At 63.9% G+C, this 23068-nt stretch carries 27 protein-coding genes; 21 read left to right on the top strand and 6 right to left on the bottom strand.

Going from position 1 to position 23068, the window contains the following annotated elements; genetic code table 11:
• The first annotated feature begins 27 nt into the window (after positions 1-27).
• Positions 28-423 carry a DUF2177 family protein gene (locus BUA69_RS16045; RefSeq protein ID WP_046133359.1) on the top strand — a complete coding sequence of 132 codons (396 nt, stop codon included), beginning with the start codon at positions 28-30 and terminating at the stop codon, positions 421-423.
• Here the strand turns inward: BUA69_RS16045 and BUA69_RS16050 are convergent.
• Together BUA69_RS16050 and BUA69_RS16055 are read right to left on the bottom strand one after the other, a co-directional pair.
• Complete coding sequence (locus tag BUA69_RS16050) at positions 420-1346, bottom strand: DMT family transporter (RefSeq protein ID WP_046133360.1); 927 nt, start codon at positions 1344-1346, stop codon at positions 420-422. The genes BUA69_RS16045 and BUA69_RS16050 overlap by 4 nt on opposite strands.
• Positions 1347-1426: 80 nt before the next feature.
• Positions 1427-1744, bottom strand: a complete 318-nt coding sequence (locus tag BUA69_RS16055) for a hypothetical protein (RefSeq protein WP_046133361.1) — start codon at positions 1742-1744, stop codon at positions 1427-1429.
• Between the two features lie 233 nt (positions 1745-1977).
• On the opposite strand from BUA69_RS16055, the gene BUA69_RS16060 reads away from it, so the two are divergent.
• From BUA69_RS16060 to BUA69_RS16085, 6 genes are all read left to right on the top strand, one after another.
• Positions 1978-2757, top strand: a complete 780-nt coding sequence (locus tag BUA69_RS16060; protein WP_046133362.1) for an SDR family oxidoreductase — start codon at positions 1978-1980, stop codon at positions 2755-2757.
• Positions 2754-4631 carry an excinuclease ABC subunit UvrC gene (gene uvrC / locus BUA69_RS16065; protein ID WP_052950298.1) on the top strand — a complete coding sequence of 626 codons (1878 nt, stop codon included), beginning with the start codon at positions 2754-2756 and terminating at the stop codon, positions 4629-4631. The genes BUA69_RS16060 and uvrC overlap by 4 nt, the downstream gene beginning before the upstream one ends.
• Before the next feature lie 301 nt (positions 4632-4932).
• On the top strand, positions 4933-6006 hold the full coding sequence (locus BUA69_RS16070; protein WP_046133364.1) for a 3-deoxy-7-phosphoheptulonate synthase: 1074 nt from the start codon (positions 4933-4935) through the stop codon (positions 6004-6006).
• A 142-nt stretch (positions 6007-6148) separates the two neighbouring features.
• The gene (pgsA, locus tag BUA69_RS16075; RefSeq protein WP_046133365.1) at positions 6149-6715 is read left to right on the top strand and encodes a CDP-diacylglycerol--glycerol-3-phosphate 3-phosphatidyltransferase; all 567 of its coding nucleotides are present in this window, start codon (positions 6149-6151) and stop codon (positions 6713-6715) included.
• On the top strand, positions 6712-6963 hold the full coding sequence (gene moaD, locus BUA69_RS16080; protein WP_046133366.1) for a molybdopterin converting factor subunit 1: 252 nt from the start codon (positions 6712-6714) through the stop codon (positions 6961-6963). Before pgsA ends, moaD begins: the two co-directional genes overlap by 4 nt.
• A 1-nt stretch (position 6964) precedes the next feature.
• On the top strand, positions 6965-7411 hold the full coding sequence (locus BUA69_RS16085; RefSeq protein ID WP_046133367.1) for a molybdenum cofactor biosynthesis protein MoaE: 447 nt from the start codon (positions 6965-6967) through the stop codon (positions 7409-7411).
• Between the two features lie 161 nt (positions 7412-7572).
• On the opposite strand, the gene proC is transcribed toward BUA69_RS16085, so the two are convergent.
• The 4 genes from proC to BUA69_RS16105 form a co-directional block, all read right to left on the bottom strand.
• The gene (gene proC / locus BUA69_RS16090) at positions 7573-8400 is read right to left on the bottom strand and encodes a pyrroline-5-carboxylate reductase (RefSeq protein WP_046133368.1); all 828 of its coding nucleotides are present in this window, start codon (positions 8398-8400) and stop codon (positions 7573-7575) included.
• The gene (locus tag BUA69_RS16095; RefSeq protein WP_046133369.1) at positions 8397-8897 is read right to left on the bottom strand and encodes a type III secretion system chaperone family protein; all 501 of its coding nucleotides are present in this window, start codon (positions 8895-8897) and stop codon (positions 8397-8399) included. Before BUA69_RS16095 ends, proC begins: the two co-directional genes overlap by 4 nt.
• A 294-nt stretch (positions 8898-9191) precedes the next feature.
• A complete protein-coding gene (locus BUA69_RS16100) occupies positions 9192-9908 on the bottom strand; it encodes a metallophosphoesterase family protein (RefSeq protein ID WP_046133370.1) in 717 nt (238 codons plus the stop codon).
• A 3-nt stretch (positions 9909-9911) separates the two neighbouring features.
• Complete coding sequence (locus BUA69_RS16105) at positions 9912-10175, bottom strand: accessory factor UbiK family protein (protein WP_046133371.1); 264 nt, start codon at positions 10173-10175, stop codon at positions 9912-9914.
• Positions 10176-10401: 226 nt separating this feature from the next.
• On the opposite strand from BUA69_RS16105, the gene lgt reads away from it, so the two are divergent.
• From lgt to BUA69_RS16180, 14 genes are all read left to right on the top strand, one after another.
• On the top strand, positions 10402-11220 hold the full coding sequence (gene lgt, locus BUA69_RS16110; RefSeq protein WP_244468666.1) for a prolipoprotein diacylglyceryl transferase: 819 nt from the start codon (positions 10402-10404) through the stop codon (positions 11218-11220).
• 97 nt (positions 11221-11317) lie between these two features.
• Entirely contained in the window at positions 11318-12397 is a 1080-nt protein-coding gene (locus BUA69_RS16115) for a class I SAM-dependent methyltransferase (RefSeq protein ID WP_046133373.1), read from the top strand.
• A complete protein-coding gene (gene pgeF, locus BUA69_RS16120; protein ID WP_046133374.1) occupies positions 12394-13155 on the top strand; it encodes a peptidoglycan editing factor PgeF in 762 nt (253 codons plus the stop codon). Before BUA69_RS16115 ends, pgeF begins: the two co-directional genes overlap by 4 nt.
• Positions 13156-13270: 115 nt before the next feature.
• Positions 13271-14203 carry a ribose-phosphate pyrophosphokinase gene (locus tag BUA69_RS16125; protein ID WP_046133375.1) on the top strand — a complete coding sequence of 311 codons (933 nt, stop codon included), beginning with the start codon at positions 13271-13273 and terminating at the stop codon, positions 14201-14203.
• A gap of 276 nt (positions 14204-14479) precedes the next feature.
• Positions 14480-15097 (top strand): 50S ribosomal protein L25/general stress protein Ctc, encoded by a 618-nt coding sequence (locus tag BUA69_RS16130; protein WP_046133464.1) that lies wholly within the window; start codon positions 14480-14482, stop codon positions 15095-15097.
• Positions 15098-15171: 74 nt separating this feature from the next.
• Positions 15172-15903: an aminoacyl-tRNA hydrolase gene (gene pth, locus BUA69_RS16135; RefSeq protein ID WP_046133376.1), complete on the top strand. Its 732-nt coding sequence runs from the start codon at positions 15172-15174 to the stop codon at positions 15901-15903.
• A 136-nt stretch (positions 15904-16039) separates the two neighbouring features.
• Positions 16040-16567 (top strand): dihydrofolate reductase family protein, encoded by a 528-nt coding sequence (locus tag BUA69_RS16140; RefSeq protein WP_046133377.1) that lies wholly within the window; start codon positions 16040-16042, stop codon positions 16565-16567.
• A 1435-nt stretch (positions 16568-18002) separates the two neighbouring features.
• Positions 18003-19100 carry a redox-regulated ATPase YchF gene (gene ychF / locus BUA69_RS16155; RefSeq protein WP_046134220.1) on the top strand — a complete coding sequence of 366 codons (1098 nt, stop codon included), beginning with the start codon at positions 18003-18005 and terminating at the stop codon, positions 19098-19100.
• A gap of 393 nt (positions 19101-19493) precedes the next feature.
• A complete protein-coding gene (locus BUA69_RS16160) occupies positions 19494-19967 on the top strand; it encodes a MaoC family dehydratase (RefSeq protein ID WP_046134221.1) in 474 nt (157 codons plus the stop codon).
• Positions 19964-20521 (top strand): MaoC family dehydratase, encoded by a 558-nt coding sequence (locus tag BUA69_RS16165; protein WP_052950403.1) that lies wholly within the window; start codon positions 19964-19966, stop codon positions 20519-20521. The genes BUA69_RS16160 and BUA69_RS16165 overlap by 4 nt, the downstream gene beginning before the upstream one ends.
• A 32-nt stretch (positions 20522-20553) precedes the next feature.
• Positions 20554-20898: a hypothetical protein gene (locus BUA69_RS16170; RefSeq protein WP_046134222.1), complete on the top strand. Its 345-nt coding sequence runs from the start codon at positions 20554-20556 to the stop codon at positions 20896-20898.
• Between the two features lie 148 nt (positions 20899-21046).
• Positions 21047-22066, top strand: a complete 1020-nt coding sequence (locus BUA69_RS16175; protein ID WP_046134223.1) for a TerC family protein — start codon at positions 21047-21049, stop codon at positions 22064-22066.
• A 328-nt stretch (positions 22067-22394) separates the two neighbouring features.
• A complete protein-coding gene (locus BUA69_RS21065) occupies positions 22395-22571 on the top strand; it encodes a hypothetical protein (protein ID WP_160300104.1) in 177 nt (58 codons plus the stop codon).
• An 80-nt stretch (positions 22572-22651) separates the two neighbouring features.
• Positions 22652-23050: a GFA family protein gene (locus tag BUA69_RS16180; protein WP_046134224.1), complete on the top strand. Its 399-nt coding sequence runs from the start codon at positions 22652-22654 to the stop codon at positions 23048-23050.
• Positions 23051-23068 lie beyond the last annotated feature (18 nt).

Genomic DNA, 23068 nt, shown 5'->3' on the forward strand with positions numbered 1-23068 from the left:
AACAGCAAGCGGCATAAAGGGACCGTGATGACCAAGTATCTGATCCTCTATGCCGCCTGCGCCCTGATATTCTTCCCGCTCGACTTCATCTGGCTCTCGACCATGGGCAAGGGCTTCTACCAGCGCGAGCTGGGTGGGCTGCTGCTTGAACGTCCAAATCTGGCGATCGCCGGTCTGTTCTATCTGGCCTATCTGGTCGGTGTCGTGGCGCTGGTCGCGGCGCCGGCCGAGGGCGATGTGATGCGGGCGCTGCTGATGGGCGCAGTCCTCGGCTTCGTGGCCTATGGCACCTATGACCTGACCAATCTGTCGACGGTTAAGGGCTTCACGCCCATGGTGGCCGTGGTTGACATGGCCTGGGGCACGGCCCTCACCGCGGCGACGGCAGCGGGCGGTGTCTGGATCAGCCGTTTCTTCGCCTAATCCTTGCCCGGCAGCGTCGTCGGGTCGGCCGTTACCGGCACCCGTTTAACGCGTTCGCGCGCCATCACCACCAAACCGGCCGCGACAACGATGGCGGCGCCAATCAGGGAAATCGGGTCGATCACGTGCCCGAACATCACGATACTGAGCACGATGGCCCAGGGCAGCGAGAAATAGTTGAACGGCTGTACCACGCTGGCCGGCGCCATCGACAATGCATAGACCATCAGCCCATGCCCGATGCAGGTGGTCGCCATGATGACGATGACCAGCGCCACATCGCCCCAGCCCATCGGCTCCCAGAACCAGACACCGACCATGGTCGATAGGCCCAGCCCGATCAGACCGGCATAGGCCATGCTGGTTGCTGCCGAGTCGAAGCGGCTGACCTTGCGGGTAATGACGATATACACCGCGTAGCACATCGCCGACGCGATCGCGTAGCCAACGCCCCAATCCAGCGGCAAGCCACCGGGCCGCACGATCACCATGGCGCCGGTAAAGCCAACCCCCACCGCCACAAATCGGAATATCCCGACCTTTTCGCCCAGGATGGGAATGGCAAACAGGGTCACCATCAGTGGATAGACCAGTGAAATGGCCTGCAACTCGCCCAGCGGCACGGTTTGCAGCGCCAGAGCATAGAGCCAGATATCGGCCATCAGCAGGGCGCCGCGCAGCCACTGCCACACCGGAACGCGCGAGGTCAGGGCCTGCCGCAGGGGCGCCTGCCGCAAAACCAGGAACAGCGCGAACACCCCGAAGCCCCAATACCGCATCATCGAGATCTGGAACGGCGAATAGTCCTGCACCAGCAGCTTGGAAATCGCGTCCTGCAGGCCGAACACGCCAATGGTGATCAACGTCAGAGTAATCGCGCGCCCGATATTGTCGGCGGCGGGGGATGCGGAAAGCGCACTCATGCTGGGGAACAGTCTGGGTCAGCGGACACAAAAACGCCCCGGACCACCCGGACCGGGGCGTACAAGCTCTATCGCAACGATCAGGCTTTCGCCATCATCGATTTGACGATGCCGGCAACCGCCGTCAGCAGGCCACCACCGACCAGACCGGTCGCGCCCTGCCCGGCCAAAGCGCCGAGATCGAGGCTACCAGTTGCGCCCGCTGCCGCTGCACCACCCACAAGGCCGCTGAGGCCTGGGATCATGCTGGCCAGCCAGGTTCCAGCCACCCCGCCGATGGCCCCGGCGATGGTATTCCCGGTCGTCCCGAGATTAAGATTCTTGGCCAATTGCCCGACAATGTTGCCGCCGGCGCCCCCGGCGAGCAACTGAACAAGGATGGGCACGATGACTTCCATGTGTAGTCCCCCTCTTCACGTCCCGCGGGCCCTCTCGCCGCGCAGTAACCTGCTCAGACTAGTCCTGTTCGCAATTCAAAAAAAGGACAGGACCATTGCCCAGCTCCTGCTATGGTCGCGCCACAAAAGGCCGCTTCGCCCTTGCGCCGTCGGCCTGGCTCCCTATCTCACCGAGATTGAAGCGCACCGGCAAAGCGTCCTATGGTCCGCCCGAGCGCAGAAAACCATAAGTCATGAATCAGCAGTCCCAAACCAGCATTGATCCCGTCGCATTGGTCACCGGCGCCGGTGATCGCATTGGCGCGGCCATCGCCCGGCGCCTGGCCGGGGCCGGCTATCGGGTGATCGTTCACTATCGCTCCGATGCCGAAGGCGCCAGGGCGGTGCAGGCCGCGATCGAGGCCGCAGGCGGTCAGGCCGCCATCCTGCGGGCCGACCTCGCCAATCGCGATGAACGCGCCAGCCTGATCGAAGACGCCGCCACCCGGTTAGGTCCGCTGACCGTGCTGATCAACAATGCCTCGCTGTTCGATCCCGATAGCGCCATCGATGTGACCGAAGCGCTCTGGGACCAGCATTTCGCTATCCATGCCGAAGCACCGGTCTTCCTCGCCCGCGACTTTGCCGCGCAACTGCCCGAAGGCGCATGCGGCAACATCATCAATATGATCGATGAGCGGGTGCTGCACCCGAGCCCGGCCTATTTCAGCTATACCCTCTCCAAAGCCGTGCTCTGGACCGCCACCCGCACCCTGGCACAGTCACTGGCCCCGGCCATTCGCGTCAACGCCGTCGGTCCCGGCCCCGTGCTGCCCCATAGCCGCCAAAGCCAGGCCGAGTTCGACCAATCGGTCGCTGCGCTGCCACTGCAACGCCATGCCGGCCCCGATGCCATCGCCGATGGCGTTCTGATGCTGCTCAATACTCCGTCTATGACCGGGCAGATGCTCGCCCTCGATGGTGGTGAACACCTCGAATACCTGCCCAAGAGCAAGCCGACGCCGCGATCATGACCGACACGCCCATTCCCAGCGGTCACGAGGTCATCAAGGCCTTCGTGCGCACTCTGCCCGCCGCACCGGGCGTCTATCGCATGATCGATGCCGAAGGCGAGGTCATGTATGTCGGCAAGGCCCGCAACCTCAAGGCGCGCGTCACCAATTACACCCGCCCCGAAGCCCTCGAGACCCGCCTGCAGCGCATGATCGCCGCCACGGTGACCATGGAGTTCGTGCGCACCGAGACCGAATCCGAAGCGCTGCTGCTCGAGGCCAATCTGATCAAGCGCCTGAAGCCCCGCTTCAACGTCTTGCTGCGCGACGACAAGAGCTTCCCCTATATCCTGATCGCCACCGATCATCCGGCGCCCGAACTGATGAAGCATCGCGGCACCCGCCGCCGCAAAGGTCATTACTTCGGCCCCTTCGCCTCGGTCACCGCCGTCAATCGCACCATTGCCAGCCTGCAGAAGGCCTTCCTCCTGCGCAATTGCTCGGACAGTTTCTACGCCGCCCGCACCCGGCCCTGCCTGCAGCACCAGATCAAGCGCTGCGCCGCCCCCTGCACCGGCGAAATCTCCCTGTCCGGCTATGGCGAACTGGTCGAGGAAGCCCGCGAATTCCTCAGCGGCCGCTCCCAGGGCGTGCGCGACCACATGCAGGCCGAGATGAACACCGCCGCCGAGCAACTCGATTTCGAGCGCGCAGCCCTGCTGCGTGATCGGCTGAGCGCGCTGGCGCTGATCCAGAGCCAGGGCGATGCCACCGCCAAATCCGTCGAGGAAGCCGATGTCTTCGCCATCCACCACGAAGGCGGCCAGTTTTGCGTGCAGGTGTTCTTCTTCCGCGCCTTCCAGAACTGGGGCAACCACGCATTCCGCCCGCGCGCCGATTCCAGCCTGTCGGATGCCGAAGTTCTTGAGGCCTTTATCGGCCAGTTCTATGAAAGCCGCACGCCGCCCCGCCTCGTACTGATCAGCCACGAACTGGCCGAGCACGGGCTGATGGAAGAGGCTTTGACCAGCCGCGCTGATCGTCGTGTCTATGTCGAAGTGCCCAAGCGCGGCGAAAAGCGCGACCTGGTCAATCATGCGCTCAACAATGCGCGCGAGGCCCTTGGTCGCCAGCTTGCCGAAGGCGCCACCAATCGCACCCTGCTCGAAGGCGTCGCCGAGACCTTCGGCCTCAATGAGGTTCCGCGTCGCATCGAAACCTATGACAACTCCCACATTTCCGGCACCAACATGGTCGGGGCCATGGTCGTGGCCGGCGAGGAAGGCTTCTCCAAGAAGCACTACCGCACCTTCAACATCAAATCCGATATCGTCGCCGGTGACGATTTCGGCATGATGCGCGAGGTGCTGACGCGCCGCTTCAGCCGCCTGGCCAGTGAAAGCGACAATGACGCCGAGGACGAGAGCACCGGCATGCCCGATTGGCCCGATGTGGTGTTCATCGATGGCGGCGCCGGCCAGATGAGTGCGGTCCGCGGCGTCATCGCCGAGCTCAACCTGCAAAAGGAAGTCACCTTTATCGGCATCGCCAAGGGCGAAGAGCGCGATGCCGGCCGTGAGAAATTCTTCATGGAGGGCCGCGAGGCCTTCATGCTGCCCCACCGCGACCCGGTATTGTATTACGTCCAGCGCCTGCGCGACGAAGCCCACCGCTTCGCCATCGGCACCCACCGCGCCAAGCGCAAGAAGGAAGCCATCAAGAACCCGCTCGACGAAATCGATGGCATCGGCCCCACCCGCAAGCGCGCCCTGCTCAACCATTTCGGCTCCGCCAAAGCCGTCGGCCGCGCGTCCCTCCAGGACCTGGCCGTCGTCCCCGGCATCTCCGACCAGATGGCGCAGATGATCTACGACCATTTCAACCGCGGCGGTTAGCGTCTCACCTGCCCCCAGACCCGGCACCCGACGGCGGCATTGCCGCCAGCGGCAATCGCCTGCTCCGTGCCCCCCTCCAAAAGTCATAGGTGACAAACCCTGGCCGCTATCCTATAGCTGTCGCCATGACCCGTTCCGCCGCCACGTTTTCGTTTTGGTATTTTAGCTATCCGATGCTGGCGGAGGCAGGGACGCGCTTGGTCTAAACGACAAGTACCAAAAAACCCAATATGCCGCCGCCAGCCAAACTGGCGGCTTTTTTATTGCCCGCCGTTTGGCCCACCCACCAGGAGCCCACGCCGTGCTGAAATCCACCGACGACCTGCGCATCAGCGCCATTCAGGAATTGACCACCCCCATCGAGGTGATGCGACAGCATCCCCGCACCGATGCGGCGACCCGCACAGTCATCTCTGCGCGCCACGCCTTCCATAATATCCAGCATGGCGGCGATGACCGGCTGGCCGTTGTCGTCGGGCCCTGCTCGATCCACGATCCCCTCGCAGCCCTCGATTATGCCCGGCGGCTGGCGGCGCTGCGCGAGACGCTCGGCGACCGGCTCGAAATCATCATGCGCGTCTATTTCGAAAAGCCCCGCACCACGGTGGGTTGGAAGGGCTTGATCAACGATCCCAGTCTCGATGGCAGCTTCGACATCGATCACGGGCTCCGCGTGGCGCGCAATCTTCTGCTCGATGTGAACAATCTCGGCCTGCCGGCGGCGTGCGAATTCCTCGACATGACTACCCCGCAATACATTGCCGACCTGGTCAGCTGGGCCGCCATCGGCGCCCGCACCACCGAAAGCCAGATCCACCGCGAGCTGGCCTCGGGGCTCTCCTGCCCGGTTGGCTTCAAGAACGGCACCGATGGCAATGTCCGCATCGCCCTTGATGCCGTGAAGTCATCGAGCCAGCCGCACCACTTCCTCGCCGTCACCAAGTCCGGCCGCTCCGCCATTGCCACCACCACCGGCAATGAGGACTGCCACATCATCCTGCGCGGCGGCAAAACCACCAATTTCGACGCCACCAGCGTCGATGCCGCCTGCAAGGACGCCGAAAAGGCTGGCATTGCCCCCGTGGTGATGATCGACGCCAGCCACGCCAATTCGTCCAAAAAGCCCGAGAACCAGCCCGCCGTCCTCGCCGATATCGGCGCCCAGATCGCTGCCGGTGATCGCCGCATCATCGGCGTGATGATCGAGTCCAACCTCGTCGCCGGCCGCCAGGACCTCGTCCCCGGCCAGGACCTGGTCTATGGCCAGTCGATCACCGATGGCTGCATCGATTGGGACACCACCGTCGCAGCGCTCGAAGCCCTGGCCGACGCCGTCACCCGCCGCCGCGCCGCCACCAACCAGGCCGTCGCCTAGGCTCACCGTGCCGCCCGCGGACTTGATCCGCGGGCCACTCTCACCCCGAGACGCGCTTTGACCGGTCCCCGGATCAAGTCCGCCCCCTGCTTCATCACATTGCTGGCTTGACCCTCCCCCGCCAATCCTGTTGTCTCCGGCCATGGCCAAATCACCGCTGACATCGATCCCCAATATCATCACCATCGCCCGTATCGCGACGATCCCGCTGATCGTCTGGCTGCTCATGACCGGCGATATCGGCCTGCGCATCGTCGCGCTCGTTCTCTATGTCGTGGCTGCTGCCAGCGACTGGCTCGACGGCTATCTGGCCCGCAAGTGGAACCAGGTCTCTCCCCTCGGCCGCATGCTCGATCCGATCGCCGACAAGCTCCTCGTCGGCATCGTCATCGCCGCGCTCGCCTGGGATGGCAGCTTTTCGGGCTGGGACATGATCCCGGTCATTGCCATCCTGTTCCGCGAATTCTTCATCTCGGGCCTGCGCGAATTCCTCGGCAATACCAAGGTCGTGCTCCCCGTCAGCACCCTGGCCAAGTGGAAAACCACCGCCCAGCTGGTCGCCCTTGCCATCGTCATGCTTGAGCGGATCCTGCCCGGCCTGGGCCTGGTCAGCGATATCGTACTCTGGGTCGCGGGCATCCTGACCGTCTGGACCGGTTGGCAATATCTGCGCGCCAGCTGGCCGCACCTCTCGGGCGAACAGCAGTGAAAATCCTCTATTTCGCCTGGCTGCGCGAACGCCTCAATCGCGGCGAGGAAGAGGTCGATCTTCCCGCCGATATCCTCACCATTGCCGACCTGATCTCCTGGCTGGCCGACCGCGACGAGGCCGCCGCCCTCGCTTTCGAGAAACGCGCGCTGATCAAGACCGCGCTCGATGCCAGGCTGGTCAGCCACGATACGCCCTTGGCCGGCGCCAAGGTCGTCGCCCTGTTCCCCCCGATGACGGGAGGCTGACTTGGACATCCGCGTCACCCAGGCTCCACTCGATCCCGGTGCGGAGGCCAATGCCTTCATCGCCCGGGCCGCCCATGCCGGTGCCGTCGCCACCTTCACCGGCCTCGTGCGCTCCATGCCCAACGATTCGATCCTGTCCCTGACGCTGGAATGCTATCCCGAACTGGCCATAAACCAGCTCACCGCCATCGCGGCCGCCGCCCAGTCCCGCTTCGCCCTGGCCGACGTCACCATTATTCACCGCTATGGCCGCATGCTGCCCGGTGAACCCATCGTCCAGGTCATGGCTTCTGCCCCCCACCGCCAGGCCGCCTTCGATGCCGCCCAGCTGCTGATGGACCACCTCAAGACCGACGCCCCGTTCTGGAAACAGGAAACCACCCCCGCCGGCACCCACTGGGTCGAAGCCAAGTCCGCCGACGACGACGCCAGGGCGCGCTGGCAATAGCCGGGTCCACAATTGCCGGGACCGCCCCCTTGAGCGCAGGCTGAGGGATCGCGGCAGGCCTAGCCAGCCACCATCGGGTGCTCCTCGCGCCGGCGGAAATCACCGGCGCAGGATACGCAAGTTCAGCAATGTCCGATGTCAGCCTGCGGCGCTGGCCGCGCCTAGGCGCGCCCCAGCTCCTCGGTCCGCTTGCGCGCGGCGGCCACGGCCCGCTCCATCAACGGCGTCAGCCCGTCATCGGCCATCAGCACGGCCAGCGCCGCGGCCGTCGTGCCATTGGGCGAGGTCACATTCTTGCGCAGCGTTTCCGCCGGCACGGCTGGTTCGGCTTCCATCAGGGCGGCCGCGCCGATCACCGTCTGGCGCGCCAGCTTCATCGCGATCTCCGGCGACAGGCCCTGCTGCACACCGGCAGCCGCCATCGCCTCGACCATATTGAACACATAGGCCGGACCCGAGCCCGAAACCCCGGTCAGCGCATCCAGGTCGCCTTCGCTATCGAGCCAGACGACCATGCCGGCAGCCGCCAGCAGCGCATCGACCGTCGCGCGTTCATCGGCGTCAACATCGGGGCCGGCAACCGCGCCGGTAACACCCTTGCCGATCTGTGCCGGGGTATTGGGCATGGTGCGCACCACCCGCCCGCTATCCATGCCGCGCGTCAGCCGCGCAATGTCGATCCCGGCGGCAATCGAAACCACCAGCGTTTGCGGGCCGATAACCGGCTGCAGCGTTTCCATCACAGCATCGATGATCTGCGGCTTGACCGCCAGAACCAGCACATTGGGCAGCAGCCCCGCGCCTTCGGCGTGCAATGGCAGTTCGTAATCTGCGGCCAGTGCCCTTGCTTCCGGGCTCGGCGACGGATCGACCAGCACCAGGTTGCTCGGGGCCAGGCCGGCATCCAGCCAGCCGCGCGCCAGGGCCAGTCCCATCTTGCCGGCACCAACCAGCATCACGGGACCAATCGTGCGGAGAGATACGCTCATGCTTCACCCACCGTTTCAAACATTACATGGCTCAGTGCATCGGCAGCGGACTTGCCCGCCCAGACGACGAACTGGAACGCCTGGTAATATAGATCGCAGCTATCGGTAGCCGAGCGCAAGAGTGCTTCGCATTGCTGCGGCGACACTTCGGCGCCACCGGTCAACAGGTGCGAGTTGCGGAACAGCACCACGCCTTCCTTGTTCCAGATGTCGAAATGGCCGATCCACAGCTGCTCATTGATCAGTGAGATCAATTGCTTGATTTCGTTGCGCCGCCCCTCTGGCACTTTCAGATCGAACGCGCAGGCAATATGCAGCGATTCAAGATCTTCCATCCAGTTGAACGAGACGTGATAGTCGCTCCAGCCGCCGCGCACCGAAATCGAGATTTCGTCGGCGTCCTGGCGTTCGAAAGTCCAGTCATTGATCGATGCGATATGCTCGATGATGTCCACCGGATGGACAGTGCGATCGGGCTCGATCTGTAGAAGTGACATTGACGGGTTCCGTCCTGGGAGCGCGTGATCGGGAGCGGCCGCAAAGCCGACAGATTCAGGGTACTCAGGGAACTTACCGCACGCATGAGAGCTTACGAATCGTCCTGATGTTTTGACCCTACACCGCTCCACTGATTCAGGGGACGCGCGGCCGGTTCAGGACGCCAATCTCTTGTGGATGATCGGACTGCGAGCGTTAACAAGCCGTTAACAGACGGGCCGAACGCCCATCACAACTGCACGAATTCAGGACGCTTTGCTTGGAAACTGCGCGCGGCGCGCCCGTTATTTGCTCTAGCCAAGCATTTCGGGCCCGGCCCAGCCCGTCGTCAGCACCTCGGCCCATTGGGGAAAGCCGTTGTCCAGCGCCTGCCGGGCCGCACCATCCCAGTCATATCGGACGATCCGCAGTTCTGCGGTCCAGCCCCCGCCCCGCCGCTCGATGATGGCATAGCGCGCATCGGGCGCCCCATGCACCAATTGCATGCCGACCGAGCCCGGATTGACGATGATCCGCCCATCGCGCAGCCGCACGAAGCGCGCCACATGGCTATGGCCACACAGCAGCACCGGGAAATCGCGGCCATCGGCTAAAGCCGCCACCTCCGCCTCGCTCGGCAGCGTCGTCGTCCGGCCATCGAAGAAATTGTCCAGCCAGGGCGCATTGTCGTCGCCGGGGATGCCGTGACAAAGGAACACCTCGCCGGCCTGCACGGCTTCGGCCGGCATGGTTCGCAACCAATCCAGCTGCGCCGGGTTCAGCCGCGACCGCGCAAAGCGATCAATAGCCCGCTGCGGCATCGCCTCGAGCACCCAGCGGTCGTGATTGCCGACAATGATCGGCCCTGGCAGCGCCATCAGCCGCGCGGCAGCGCCTGCCGGGTCCATCGGTCCGCTGACATGGTCACCCAGGCACAACACCGCGTCGACACCCAGCCGGGCGATATCGTCCAGCACGGCATCGAGCGCCAGCCTGTTGCCATGCACATCGGAGATGACAGCGAAGCGCAAGCCTTAGGTCGACTTGGTCTTGGCCTTGGGCTCAGCCTTGAGCGCCGCCAGTTCCTGGCGCAACGCGTCGATTTCCTCGCCCTGCACCTGCACCAGCTCGCGCAGCGCGTCGAAATCCTCGCGCTTGACCAGGTCCATGTCGGCGACGAAACGCTGGGTCTGCGACTTGACCGCGGTCTCCACTTCCCGGCGCACGCCATCGGCCACGCCAGCCGCTTCATTCATCAGGCGGCCGAGATCGTCGAAGATCCTGTTGTTCTGGCTCATGGCAAACCTCAAATATCGTGTTGGCCGGCAAAGCGGCGTCTTGCTCTGATATGTAATGCATCGGGTGCAAAAGTGGAAACCGGTTTTCCGCCGCGACCATGCGGCATACAAGACCGCGCGAGCCCGGCTTGACCGCAGACCGCCGAACCGGCGATGGTCCGCGCCGACCGGTTGCCATCGACAGCCCGGCTCACCACCTATGTCAGCACCCAGTGCGGAGCACGCCTTGCCCTTTCCCGATATCGACCCCATCGCCTTTGCAATCGGCCCGTTTGCTGTCCGCTGGTATGCCTTGGCCTATCTGGTCGGCGTGGGCCTGGGGGCGCTGTACGCCATGCGCCTGTTGTCGCGCAAATCGCTCTGGGCCAATAATGCTCCGCCGTTCCAGCCGGCCGAAGCCTGGGATTTCGCCTTCTGGGCCATGCTGTCCATCGTGATCGGCGGCCGCATTGGCTATGTGCTGTTTTACAACCTGCCCTTCTACGCCGCCAATCCCATGCAGGTGTTCAACACCCTCGATGGCGGCATGTCCTATCACGGCGGCATGATCGGGCTGATGGTCGCCGGCATCATCTTCACCCGCCACAAGGGCGGCAATCCGCTGTCGACGCTTGACCTCCTGGGCGCGGTCGCCCCCATCGGCATCATGCTGGGTCGCCTCGCCAATTTCGTGAATGCCGAGCTATATGGTGCGCCCACCACCCTGCCCTGGGGCGTTGTCTTCCCCACCGATCCGCTGCAGGTCGCCCGCCATCCCAGCCAGCTCTATGAAGCCGCGCTTGAGGGCCTGCTGCTGTTCCTCGTCATTCGCTTCGTCACCCACATCGCCTATGGCCTGCGCCGCCCCGGCCTCGTCGCCGGCATCTTCGCCATTGGCTATGCCCTGTCGCGCATCGCCGTTGAATTCGTGCGCCTGCCCGATGAGCAACTCGGCTATCTCTATGGCGGCTGGCTCACCATGGGCCAGGTGCTCAGCCTCCCCATCCTGCTCGGCGGTGTCGGACTTGTCGTTTTCGCCATGACCCGCAAGCCGGCTATTCGCTAGGCTCTGGGGAACCAGGCCAGCTTCCATCAGGGCATGCCCGCGCCGGCGGGTATCGCCTTCTCCTGACTGCCGCCACACCCGTTCGTGGAGACCACCGATGACCGAGAACCCCAGCCTCCCCGAGCTTATCGACATGCAGATCCGCACCACGGGTCCCATGTCGGTGGCCACCTATATGGGTCTGTGCCTCACCCACCCGTCCAAGGGCTATTACAAGGGCGCCGACCCCCTCGGCGCCAAGGGCGACTTCATCACCGCCCCCGAGATCAGCCAGATGTTCGGCGAGCTGGTCGGCTTCTTCTTCGTCAATCTCTGGCAGCAGATGGGCAGCCCCAGGGAATTCACCCTGCTCGAGCTGGGCCCCGGCCGCGGCACGCTGATGGCCGATATGCTGCGCGTCGCCTGCCGCGCCGAGGGCTTCCGCGACGCGCTCGACCTGCGCCTGTTCGAGACCAATCCCACCCTGATTGCCGAGCAGCATGCGCGCCTTGAAGCCTATGATCCCAAATGGATCGACAGCTTTGAAAAAGTCGGCCGCGGCCCGCTGCTGGTGGTCGCCAATGAATTTTTCGATGCCCTGCCCATCCGCCAGTTCGTCCGCAGCGATCAGGGCTGGCACGAGCGCATGATCGGGCTGATCGAGGGCAAACGCGCCTTTGGTCTCTCGCCAACCCCGATCCCGCCAACCTCGATGCCCGAAGCCGTCGCCGATGCGCCGCTGACCGCCGTGCTGGAGGTCGCCCTGGCCGGCACCGAGGTGATGACGCGCCTCGCCAACACCATCTCGACCCAGGGCGGAGCTATTCTCGCCATCGATTACGGTTATGCGCGCACCCAGCCCGGCGACACCCTGCAGGGCGTGCGCCGCCATCAATATGCCGACGTGCTGGACAGCCCCGGCGAAGTCGATCTCTCCGCCCAGGTGGATTTCCAGGCCCTCGGCAATGTCGCCGCCCGCGCCGGTCTGGCCGTGCCGCCCCTGCTCACCCAGGGCGAGTTCCTGACCAATATGGGCATCAATGACCGCGCCAGGGCGCTGTCATCGGCCAATCCCGGCGCCGCCGCCGATGTCGCCTCCGCCAGGGCCCGCCTTGTCGACGCCGACCAGATGGGCACGCTGTTCAAGGTCTTATGCGCCCATAGTCCGGGCCTGCAGGCGCCCGGTTTCACGGCATGATCGCCCCCTTCGAGCAAAGCCCGGCGCTCGCCGCCATCCCAACCATTCGCCACGGCTTCTTCGGCCGTCGGGGCGGCATTTCTACCGGCGTCTATACCGGGCTCAACGTCTCTGATTCAGGCGGCGATGACCCCGAGGCTGCCGCCGCCAATCGCGCCATCGTCTCCGCCAGCCTCGGCCTCGGCGAACCCGTCATCCTGCGGCAGGTCCATTCCAATCGCGTCGTGACCCTGGATGCCCCGCCCACCGGCCCGCGTGTCGAAGCCGATGCCCTCGTCACCAACCGGCCCGGCATTGCCCTCGGCATCCTCACCGCCGACTGCACGCCGATTCTCTTTGCCGATTCTGCCGCCGGCATAGTCGGCGGCGCCCATGCCGGCTGGCGCGGTGCCGTCGATGGCATTGTCGGCAATACCATCGCCGCCATGGTCGCCCTCGGTGCCGATCCCGCCCGCATCGTCGCTGCCATCGGCCCCACCATCAGCGCCCCCAATTACGAAGTCGGTCCGCAATTCCTGGCCGATTTCCTGGCTCTGCACCCCAATGGCGGCAAGCATTTCTTCGTGCCGGAAGGGCGGCGCGAGCACTTTGACCTGCCCGGCTTTATCCGCGAGCAGCTCGCGACGGCGGGAATTACCCGCATCGAACAGGTCGGCGCCTGCACCTATGGCGCCCCCGAACGCTACTTCTCCCACCGCTATGCCACCCATCAGGGCACCACGACCGGCCGCCAGATCGCTGTCATCGGATTGCCATGAGGCAAATTAGCTATCATCCATTTGTTGCGTTGCGAGTCTGACGCGCAGCGGCTACATGTGCGCCGAAACTGGATGCGCCCCTCTCCCGGGGCCATATTGAGCACAGGATCGCGTCATGAAGCTGGTCACCGGCAACTCCAACCGTGCCCTCGCCCAATCCGTCGCCAGCTATCTCGAACTCCCCCTGACCGATTGTACGGTGAAGCGCTTCGCCGACAAGGAAGTCTATGTGGAAGTCCACGAGAACGTCCGCGGCGAGGATGTCTTCATCCTGCAGTCGACGAGCTTCCCGGCCAACGACAATCTGATGGAACTGCTGATCCTGACCGACGCGCTGCGCCGCTCCTCGGCCCGCCGGATCACCGCTGTCCTCCCCTATTTCGGCTATGCCCGCCAGGACCGTAAATCGGCCCCGCGCACGCCCATTTCGGCCAAGCTCGTATCCAACCTCATCACCGAAGCCGGCGCCAACCGCGTCCTGACGCTCGATCTGCACGCTTCCCAGATCCAGGGCTTTTTCGACATCCCCACCGACAACCTCAGCGCTGCGCCAGTCATGGTGCGCGACATCCAGGACAATTATGACGTCAAGAACGTCATGATCGTTTCGCCCGACGTTGGCGGCGTGATCCGCGCCCGCAATGTCGCCGGCCGCATCGGCGCCAACCTCGCCATCGTCGACAAGCGCCGTCCGCGCGCCGGCGTTTCCGAGGTGATGAACATCATCGGCGACGTCTCCGGCCAGGCCTGCATCCTGATCGACGATATCGTCGATTCCGGCGGCACCCTGGTCAACGCCGCCGAGGCCCTGCTCAAGGCCGGCGCCAAGGAAGTATCGGCCTATATCACCCACGGCGTTCTGTCCGACGGCGCTTCCGAGCGCATTGCCGGCTCCATGCTCAAGGAACTGGTGGTCACCGACTCGATCGAGGAGACCGAGGTGCAGCGCGCCGCCGGCAATATCCGCCGCCTCTCCATCGCGCCGCTGATCGGCGAAGCCATCGCCCGTACCGCCAGCGAACAATCGGTCTCGAGCCTGTTCGATTAATTCGGCTGGGCTCCGGCCCAGGCGCATCCACGATGCCATCCCGGCACAGGCCGGGATCCGTGTACCGCCACCACGCTAGAATCGCGCCCTTGGCGAAGTGCGCCCTATGCGCCTGCATCCTGATTCTTTCGCGTAGGGGCTCGCCCGGCGCGAGACTCCGCTTGTTCCTCGACGAAATCTGGCTTATAGCCCGCGCCATGAAGCGCTCGTCACCCCTGGAGGACGGGCGCGTATGCTGTTGTTGTGACGCATACACCAACCAGAATGGATATTTCCATGGCTGAAGTTAAGGTGCTCAGTGCACAGGCGCGCGAAGGAGTGGGCAAGGGGGCCGCTCGTGAGCTGCGTCGTCAGGGACTCGTTCCTGCTGTTATCTACGGTGACAAGAAGCCCCCCGTCACCATCTCGATCTCCTATAAGGACGCGATGAAGAACATCTATGCGGGCGGCTTCCTGTCGCACGTCATCGAGCTCGACGTCGACGGCACCAAGCACCGCGTGATCCCGCGCGACTACCAGCTCGATCCCGTCAGGGATTTCGCGCTGCATGTCGACTTCCTGCGCGTCGGCGCCAACTCCACTCTCACTGTTGAAGTCCATGTGAATTTCATCAATGAAGAGAAGAGCCCGGGCCTGAAGCGCGGCGGCACGCTGAACGTCGTGCGTCACACTGTGGAAGTTTCGGCTCCCGCCAACGCGATCCCGGAAGAGATCACCGTTGACCTGACCGGCACCGAAATCGGCGATTCGATCCACATCTCGGCCGTGACCCTGCCCAAGGGCGTGACCCCGGTGATCACCGACCGCGATTTCACCATCGCGACCCTGGTGGCACCGTCGGCGCTCAAGTCGTCCGAAGGTGGCGAAACCGAAGCCGAGACGACCGCCGAGTAATCGCGCGATCGCCAGACTTCTGCTACTGATCGAGGCGGCCTTCGGGCCGCCTCTGTTTTTTGGAGCCAGCCTTGATGAAACTGCTCGTTGGCCTCGGCAATCCCGGGGACCAGTATCGTGGCAATCGCCACAATATCGGCTTCATGGCCATCGATGCCATTGCCCGCCAGCACAGCTTCCCCGCCTGGAAGAGCAAGCATGCTGGATTGCTGGCCGAAGGCCAGATCGGCGGCGAGCGCGTCATCCTGCTCAAGCCGCAGACTTTCATGAACCGCTCGGGCGACAGCGTCCAGCAGGTGGCAAAATTCTACAAAATTCCGCCCGAAGACATTGTCGTGCTCTATGACGAGCTCGACCTCGCCCCCGGCAAGGTCCGCGTCAAGATTGGCGGCGGCAATGGCGGCCACAATGGGCTGCGCTCCATCGATCCCCAGATCGGGCTCAACTACAAGCGCGTCCGCCTCGGTATCGGCCATCCCGGCTCGAGGGAGATGGTGACCCATCACGTCCTCGGCGATTTCGCCAAGGCCGACCAGGTCTGGCTCACCCCCCTGCTCGATGCCATTGCCAGGCATGCCGACATGCTGCTGGCCGGCGACGACAATGGCTTCATGAACAAGCTGGCGATTGCCATCAAGGGCGAAGACGAGCCAGCGCCGGCCAAGCCCGCCAAACCCGCCCCGGCGTCCACCGACGCGCCCAAGGCCCAGAGCCACATCCGCGCCGCCCGCCCGGCCCAGCCGCAAGCGGCCGTCCCCAGCAGCGGCCCGATGGCCGACATGCTCAAGAAGCTGTTCAAGGGCTAGCACCGGCCGCGCGAGCGCCCATGCCATTGCTCGAGGATCGCGATAGGCATCGCCCGCGCACTGGGCTAGAACAGGAGCGCGGCGCGCTGGCCGCATGACCACCACCAGACTGCGAATACTCTTTGGGGAGAGGGCGATGGCAGGCAATGAGGTTGTGTTCTACCAGGCCGTCAGCAATGATGGTTTCATCACCGACAAAAGCGGCGCCAGCACCTGGCAGGGGCCCTATTTCATTGCCGAGCTGGGCTTTCACGAATTCATCGCCGGCGTGGCCAGCGTCATCCTTGCCCGCCCCATCTATGACCGCATCGTCGCCAACGGCAGCTGGCCCTATGGCGACATTCCAGGCATCGTCGCCACCGACCAGCCGCTCACCGATTTCGCCGCCCCCATCATCGCCGCGCCCGACGATCCCGCCGCCCTGGTCGCTGCCGCGCAGGAAGCCCGCCCCGGCCTCGCCTGGATCGTCGGCGACACCGCATTGGCCACCCGCATGATCCTTGCCGGCCTCGTCACCCGCGCCGAGCTCTTCGTACTCCCCCTTGCCCTCGGCTCCGGCACCGAATACCTCGCCCCCGACACCCTCGCCCACCTCGACCTGGTCGACCAACACACCTTCACCAACGGCGTGGTGCGCCTGACCTACACCCGCAGAGCGACCTGAGCCCCCCTCCCGCATGCTCACGCTAATCGCCGCCCTGTCCACCATCGTGAGGGGCTTCCAAACGACCCGGAGGGACAAATCGCTCCAGTGGAGCGCTTTTGAGAGCGGAAGGCCATGAGAGCTATGCTCGAATGGCTGGCCACGGTGGGGCTGCTGCGGTTCCATCTGCCCAATGTTCGCCTTTCAACCAATCCACCTCACCCACCGGCCGTCATCCCGGCGAAAGCCGGGATCCAGTTTCCTTGCCGCATACCAAACTGGACCCCGGCTTTCGCCGGGGTGACGCTGAGTGTGTGGATGCGCCGACCCAACAGCCGTCGTCCCCTCCCCCTCGAGGGGGAGGGTCAGGGTGGGGGGGCTGCGGTTGTCGCGAGGCGGGAGCGTGGGGAGCGCGCAGAACCCCCACCCTTGATCCCTCCCCTCAAGGGGGAGGGAGACGACTGCAAATTCGTCGTCAATCCGTCGGCCGGCCTCTCCCCCCTTGTGAGGTGGGTCACCAAACCAGGCCCTCAACGCCTCAAGTTTCCTTGCCGCATACCAAACTGGACCCCGGCTTTCGCCGGGGTGACGCCGAGTGTGTGGATGCGCCGACCCAACAGCCGTCGTCCCCTCCCCCTCGAGGGGGAGGGTCAGGGTGGGGGTGCTGCGGTTGCCGCGAGGCGGGAGCGTGTTGAAGCCCCAGAACCCCCACCCTTGATCCCTCCCCTCAAGGGGGAGGGAGACGACTGCAAATTCGTCGTCAATCCGTCGGCCGGCCTCACACCCCATTGTGGGGGTGGGTCACCAAACCAGGCCCTCAACGCCTCAAGTTTCATTCCGCATCCCCAAACTGGACCCCAGCTTTCGCCGGGGTGACGCGGTGTGTGTTGCGGCACCGCGCCGGCCTCCCCAAAACCGCCCCCTCAGTCTGCGTCCCCTCCCCCTCGAGGGGGAGGGTTAGGGTGGGGGTGCTGCAGGCAGCCAGGCAAGGACTGATGGCCAAGTACCAAAAACAAAACTTATCCCCCTCCCCTTCCACCTCCTCCATACTCACCCCCATTCCCGCACTTCTACTGCGCGGTCGCGACGAACGGTCGGTGCGGGGAATGCCGGTGGGGTGGGAGTCGTCCTGCCCCGGTGGGCGACACCGTCAGTATCGGCTGAAAAACCGCCGCCCCTGGTTCGGTCCCGCAGAAAATACCGGCGCGATGGCGAGGCTCTTGCCTCATTTAATTGCGGACTACCCGCTCGGGGCAAAAGCCTCGCCATCCCCGCACTTCCGTTTGGAAGTTGCCGAGCATTTCCCGCTGAAGCGCTGTGCGCTTCGGCTGAAATGCCAAGCACTTCGGCTACGAAGTGCCCCTCAAAAACCGCGCAACGCGGCGTTTCCGCACGCGTGCATTGACTTATGGCCCGATCCGAACCAAGTGGAGGGCAACACAATCCGGAGTTTCCCATGGGTTTCAAGATGGGCATTGTCGGCCTGCCGAATGTTGGCAAGTCGACCCTTTTTAACGCGCTGACCCGCACTGCCGCCGCCGCTGCCGCCAATTTCCCGTTCTGCACCATCGAGCCCAATGTCGGCGACGTGCCGGTGCCCGATGCCCGGCTGCAGAAACTGGCCGAAATCGGCAAATCGGTGAACGTGCTGCCGGCGCGCATGAGCTTTGTCGATATTGCGGGCCTGGTGAAAGGCGCGTCCCAGGGCGAAGGCCTGGGCAACCAGTTTCTCGCCAATATCCGCGAATGCGATGCCATCGCCTATGTGCTGCGCTGCTTTGAAGACGGCAACATCATCCATGTTGCCAACAAGGTGGACCCGCTGGCCGACGCCGAAGTGGTCGAGACCGAGCTGATGCTCGCCGACCTCGAAAGCCTCGAGAAGCGCCGCACCGGCGTGGAAAAGAAGGCCAAGGGCAATGACAAGGACGCCAAGGTTACGCTCGAGCTGATCGATCGGGCCCTGGTGCTGCTGCGCGAAGGCAAGTCGGCCCGCTTTGTCGAGCGCTCGGCCGAAGAAGAGAAAGCCTTTCAGGAACTCCAGCTCCTCACCTCCAAGCCGGTGCTCTATGTCTGCAATGTCGACGAGGCTTCGGCCGAGAACGGCAATGCCATGACCAAGGCCGTCGAAGCATATGCCCATGCCAATGGTGCCGGTGTCGTGGTCATTTCGGCTGAGATCGAAAGCCAGCTGGCCCAGCTTCCCGATGCAGAACAGGCCGAATACCTGGAATCGCTTGGCCTGCATGAGCCCGGCCTCAACCGCCTGATCCGTGAGGCCTATGACCTTTTGGGGCTGCAGACCTATTTCACCGTCGGCCCCAAGGAAACCCGCGCCTGGACCATCCACAAGGGCGACAAGGCCCCGGCCGCTGCCGGCGTCATCCACTCCGATTTCGAGCGCGGCTTCATCCGCGCCCAGACCATCGGCTATGACGACTATGTCAATCTGGGCGGCGAAGTCCCCGCCAAGGAAGCTGGCAAGGCCCGCGACGAAGGCAAGGAATATGTCGTTAAGGATGGCGACGTCATGCTGTTCAAGTTCAACACTTAGGACCGGTCGCTACGCGGCAAAATCGCTCCAGTGCAGCGATTTTAGGTCCCAAGGCCATGAGAGCTACGCTCGAATGGCCAGACCTCCCGCCGTCCCGATCCCGCCGGCGCCCTGCCCGCCAGGCCCTGCCAATCTGGGGTGACCCACCGGGTCACCCCTCCCACAAATCGCCACCCTCGGGCTTAACCCGAGGGCTCTGTGGGCCAAAGCAAGACCCCTCGGGTTAAGCCCGAGGGTGACGACCCAGGAGGACGGACGCCAGACACGCCCGTTCCGCTCTGCCAGCTGCCCATCGCGTTCTATCCTTCTGCCCGCCTGCGCCTACCTACGCCCGCCTACCTGCACCCTGCCGCAGTTGCCTCCTCAGTCTTCTTTGACGTATAGGTAAAGCAAATGCCCAATCCGATAACGCAAGACCGCCGTCATTTCGAAGACCTCGCCGTGGGTGAAGTGATCGACCTTGGCCACACCACTGTGACCAGGGACATGATCCTGACCTTCGCGCGCGAATTCGATCCACTGCCCTTCCATCTCGACGAGAAAGCCGCCAAGGCCTCCCTGCTCGGCGGTCTCGCCTCGAGCGGCTGGCAGACCGGCGCGCTCAGCCTGCGCATGCTGGTCGACAGCTTCCTCGGCACGGTCGCCTCGGCCGGCGGGCTCGGCTTCTCCAACCTCAAGTGGAAGAATCCGGTCATGGTCGGCGACACCATTGGCGGCACCGTCACCATTGCCGAATTGCGCCGCTCCAGCAGCCACCCGCAATGGGGCATCATGACCCTCGATTTCGATGTGCGTAACCAGAAGGGCCAGCCGGTGCTGACCATGCGCCTGGCCAATCTGATCGAAACCCGGAGTGCAGCCGCATGACCCGCTGGTACGAGGATATCGCCATTGACGAGCCCTTCCCGCTCGGCAGCCACACCTTTTCCCAAGACGAGATCATCCGCTTCGCCACGCTGTATGACCCGCAATATTTCCACATCGATCCCCAGGCGGCCCGGCACAGCCATTTTGGCGGCCTGATCGCCAGCGGCTGGCACACGGTCAGCGTTGGCCACCGCAAGATGGTCGATGCGCTGTTTGCCGAGGAAAATCGCCTGCGCGAAGAGGGCCTGGAGCCCGGCGTTTCCGGCCCCTCCCCCGGCGTCAACTCCATGGAGTTCAAGGTGCCGGTCCGCCCCGGCGATACCGTGACCTACGAGCTGGTGGTAACCGACAAGCGTGCCTCCAATTCCATTCCCGGCTGGGGCCTGCTGTTCAACCGTCTGACCGCGCTCAATCAGCGGGGCGAACTGGTCTACCGCGCCGAGATTGTCGGCTTCTCCAAGCGGCGCGATTATCGCATGCCCACCAAGCTGCGTCTGTTGCAGGCACTCACCAAAGTGCCTGTCATCGGCGCCCTGCTGCAGCGCGGCACTTGAAAGCGCGACGCGGTGCCTGCACTCTGCCAGCCATGCTCCGAATCGCCCCCCTCGCTATCGCCGTCGCCTTGATCGCCACCCCGGCCATGTCCCAGGAATATCGGGGCAATTGGGCCTGTCGGGACGGCACTGCCATGCGCGCCGGTATCCTGACCATCTATGGCTCGGCCTATGGCTTTGCCTCCACCATCTTTGGTGACAAATCCTCCGGCACGGGGGCCCTCACGCCCTACCAGGACGGCGTTGGCTTCAACGATGGCCCGCTGCGCGCCGCCCGCGGTATCGAAGCCGGGCGCATGGTCAATGACCCGGTTAATGGCCCTGCTGTGCAGCTGGAAACCGGCGACGCGATCGTCATGCTCTGCACCCCGCGCTGAGTAAATTGATCGCCCTCGCGCAAGAACGGGGTTGATTTTCCCGTAAACTTAGCCAATTTGGACCGGTAGCGCCGGGCCCCTCTGGCGAAAGCAATCTGCTTTCGTGATGTCGGAGCTACTCCAAAACTCTCATGGAGAAGGTCCGGCGATGGAATCGCTACTTGGCGCCCTAACGGGCGATTTTCTGGGCACCCCCGTCTACTTCTGGGTCGCCTTCATCACTGTCGTTATCGCACTACTGGTTTTCGACCTTGGCATTCTGCACAAGGACGAAAAGGAAATCTCTGCGCGTGAAAGCCTGACGCTCTATGGCTTCTACGTCACCATTGCCCTCGCCTTCGGCGGCTGGGTCTGGTGGGCCCGCGGCTCGCAGGCTGGTCTGGAATTCTTCACCGGCTATCTGATCGAGCAAAGCCTGGCGATGGACAATATGTTCGTCATCGCCACCATTTTCGGCTTCCTCGCCATTCCCCGCATCTACCAGCATCGCGTGCTGTTCTGGGGCATTATCGGCGTGATCGCCTTCCGCGCCATCCTGATTGGCCTCGGCGCGGCATTGGTCCATTCGTTCGACTGGATCCTGTTCTTCTTCGGCGCCTTCCTGGTGTTCACCGGCTTCCGGATGTTCAAGCATCAGGATGAAGCGCCCGATATCGAGCAGAACCCGATCTTCAAGTTCCTGCGCAAACGCTTCCGCATCACCAAGCAGTTGCATGGGCGTCAGTTCACGGTCCGCCAGCCCGATCCCAAGACCGGCAAGGTCGTGCTGTTCCTGACCCCGCTGGCCGTGGCGCTGATCATGGTCGAAGCCGTTGACCTGATCTTTGCTGTCGACTCGGTGCCTGCGGTTTTCGCCGTCACCCAGGACACCTTCATCGTCTACACCTCCAATATCTTCGCCATTCTCGGGCTGCGCGCGCTCTACTTCGCCCTGGCCGCGGCGATGAACCGCTTCCGCTACCTGCAGACCTCGCTGGCCATCGTGCTGGTGCTGGTGGGCATCAAGATCTTCCTCGTGCCCATGGGCATCAAGATCGACACCCTGCTCTCGCTGGTGGCCACGCTGGGCATTCTCGGCGGCGGCGTTGCCTTCTCGCTGTGGAAGACCCGCAACGAACCCGAGATCAGTGCCGAGCAGGCGCCGGAAACCGGCAAGCTCGAGCCCTAGTCAAATCTGTGGCCCGGCGGTTGACGCCGGGCCACGCCTCTTTTAGCCTTCCTCATCCAACATGAGGTCTGCGCAGAAATGATCTGAATATCGCCCCGGACGCCCGACTGTCTCCCGTTCCGTGCTTGCGCGCGACCGGATTGGCATGGTTGCCCGCGATAGTCAGATTAAGTGCGCTGCTGCCGCTCTGACGGCCATTTGCCTCTTTCCATCCCGGCATCCCTGACGTCCCGACAAACCCGCTTCATCGCACGGCGCGCCGCGCTGCGCATCGTTTTGACCCCCGCACCGCGTAAACGCGCCGGGTGGGGATTGAGAGAGGCTTGTCATGCCAAAAAACACCTTCCAGCGGCCCCGACCAGTTGCCCGCACCAACAACGTGCCGCGCCACGGCGCGCCACTGCCGATCAAGAAGACCGAGGCCCGCAAGGTGCCGCAGCCAAAGCAGAGCCCTGCGCCGCTGCCCTCCCTGGAAGCCCTGCTGGCCAAGTCGCCTGGCCACTAGGGCGCAATGCCACCCTGCTGACACAACTTGTCAGCAGGGTGGACCTATCCTGAGTGCGACACCAAAAACGGAGACCTGCCATGCCCCTGTTCGCCAGCTGCCATTGCGGCGCTACCAAGCTCGAAGTGCAGCAGCCGCCCACCCACGCGGCTGAGTGCAATTGCACCTTCTGCAGCCGCACCGGAGCGGTCTGGGGCTATTATCAACCGGGCGAGGTGAAAATTCTCTCGGACACTGCCGGCACAATCTATTCCGCCAGTGGCAGCGGCGAGCACCACTTCTGCACCACGTGCGGCATGCACACCTACGGCGTCTCGCCGGATTGGAGCTCGATGTATAATAGCGACGGCACAGCCAAGAATGGGGACCCAACCGCCGTCCCGACGACGCAGATCTATGCCCTCAACCTGCGGCTGATCGACGATTTCGATTGGTCAAGCGTTACCATCGAGAAGATGGACGGCCGCAATAACTGGTAGGCACATTCAGCTGGGACT

It is taken from the genome of Devosia limi DSM 17137, from assembly GCF_900128975.1.
Lineage (GTDB): Bacteria > Pseudomonadota > Alphaproteobacteria > Rhizobiales > Devosiaceae > Devosia > Devosia limi.

Excerpts from the sequence above, each read along its gene's own strand:
- BUA69_RS16045 (WP_046133359.1), top strand. The coding sequence starts at position 28 with ATGACCAAGTATCTGATCCTCTATGCCGCCTGCGCCCTGATATTCTTC.
- BUA69_RS16050 (WP_046133360.1), bottom strand. The coding sequence starts at position 1,346 with ATGAGTGCGCTTTCCGCATCCCCCGCCGCCGACAATATCGGGCGCGCG.
- BUA69_RS16055 (WP_046133361.1), bottom strand. The coding sequence starts at position 1,744 with ATGGAAGTCATCGTGCCCATCCTTGTTCAGTTGCTCGCCGGGGGCGCC.
- BUA69_RS16060 (WP_046133362.1), top strand. The coding sequence starts at position 1,978 with ATGAATCAGCAGTCCCAAACCAGCATTGATCCCGTCGCATTGGTCACC.
- uvrC (WP_052950298.1), top strand. The coding sequence starts at position 2,754 with ATGACCGACACGCCCATTCCCAGCGGTCACGAGGTCATCAAGGCCTTC.
- pgsA (WP_046133365.1), top strand. The coding sequence starts at position 6,149 with ATGGCCAAATCACCGCTGACATCGATCCCCAATATCATCACCATCGCC.
- proC (WP_046133368.1), bottom strand. The coding sequence starts at position 8,400 with ATGAGCGTATCTCTCCGCACGATTGGTCCCGTGATGCTGGTTGGTGCC.
- BUA69_RS16095 (WP_046133369.1), bottom strand. The coding sequence starts at position 8,897 with ATGTCACTTCTACAGATCGAGCCCGATCGCACTGTCCATCCGGTGGAC.
- BUA69_RS16105 (WP_046133371.1), bottom strand. The coding sequence starts at position 10,175 with ATGAGCCAGAACAACAGGATCTTCGACGATCTCGGCCGCCTGATGAAT.
- BUA69_RS16115 (WP_046133373.1), top strand. The coding sequence starts at position 11,318 with ATGACCGAGAACCCCAGCCTCCCCGAGCTTATCGACATGCAGATCCGC.
- pgeF (WP_046133374.1), top strand. The coding sequence starts at position 12,394 with ATGATCGCCCCCTTCGAGCAAAGCCCGGCGCTCGCCGCCATCCCAACC.
- BUA69_RS16125 (WP_046133375.1), top strand. The coding sequence starts at position 13,271 with ATGAAGCTGGTCACCGGCAACTCCAACCGTGCCCTCGCCCAATCCGTC.
- BUA69_RS16130 (WP_046133464.1), top strand. The coding sequence starts at position 14,480 with ATGGCTGAAGTTAAGGTGCTCAGTGCACAGGCGCGCGAAGGAGTGGGC.
- pth (WP_046133376.1), top strand. The coding sequence starts at position 15,172 with ATGAAACTGCTCGTTGGCCTCGGCAATCCCGGGGACCAGTATCGTGGC.
- BUA69_RS16140 (WP_046133377.1), top strand. The coding sequence starts at position 16,040 with ATGGCAGGCAATGAGGTTGTGTTCTACCAGGCCGTCAGCAATGATGGT.
- ychF (WP_046134220.1), top strand. The coding sequence starts at position 18,003 with ATGGGTTTCAAGATGGGCATTGTCGGCCTGCCGAATGTTGGCAAGTCG.
- BUA69_RS16160 (WP_046134221.1), top strand. The coding sequence starts at position 19,494 with ATGCCCAATCCGATAACGCAAGACCGCCGTCATTTCGAAGACCTCGCC.
- BUA69_RS16165 (WP_052950403.1), top strand. The coding sequence starts at position 19,964 with ATGACCCGCTGGTACGAGGATATCGCCATTGACGAGCCCTTCCCGCTC.
- BUA69_RS16170 (WP_046134222.1), top strand. The coding sequence starts at position 20,554 with ATGCTCCGAATCGCCCCCCTCGCTATCGCCGTCGCCTTGATCGCCACC.
- BUA69_RS16175 (WP_046134223.1), top strand. The coding sequence starts at position 21,047 with ATGGAATCGCTACTTGGCGCCCTAACGGGCGATTTTCTGGGCACCCCC.
- BUA69_RS21065 (WP_160300104.1), top strand. The coding sequence starts at position 22,395 with ATGCCAAAAAACACCTTCCAGCGGCCCCGACCAGTTGCCCGCACCAAC.
- BUA69_RS16180 (WP_046134224.1), top strand. The coding sequence starts at position 22,652 with ATGCCCCTGTTCGCCAGCTGCCATTGCGGCGCTACCAAGCTCGAAGTG.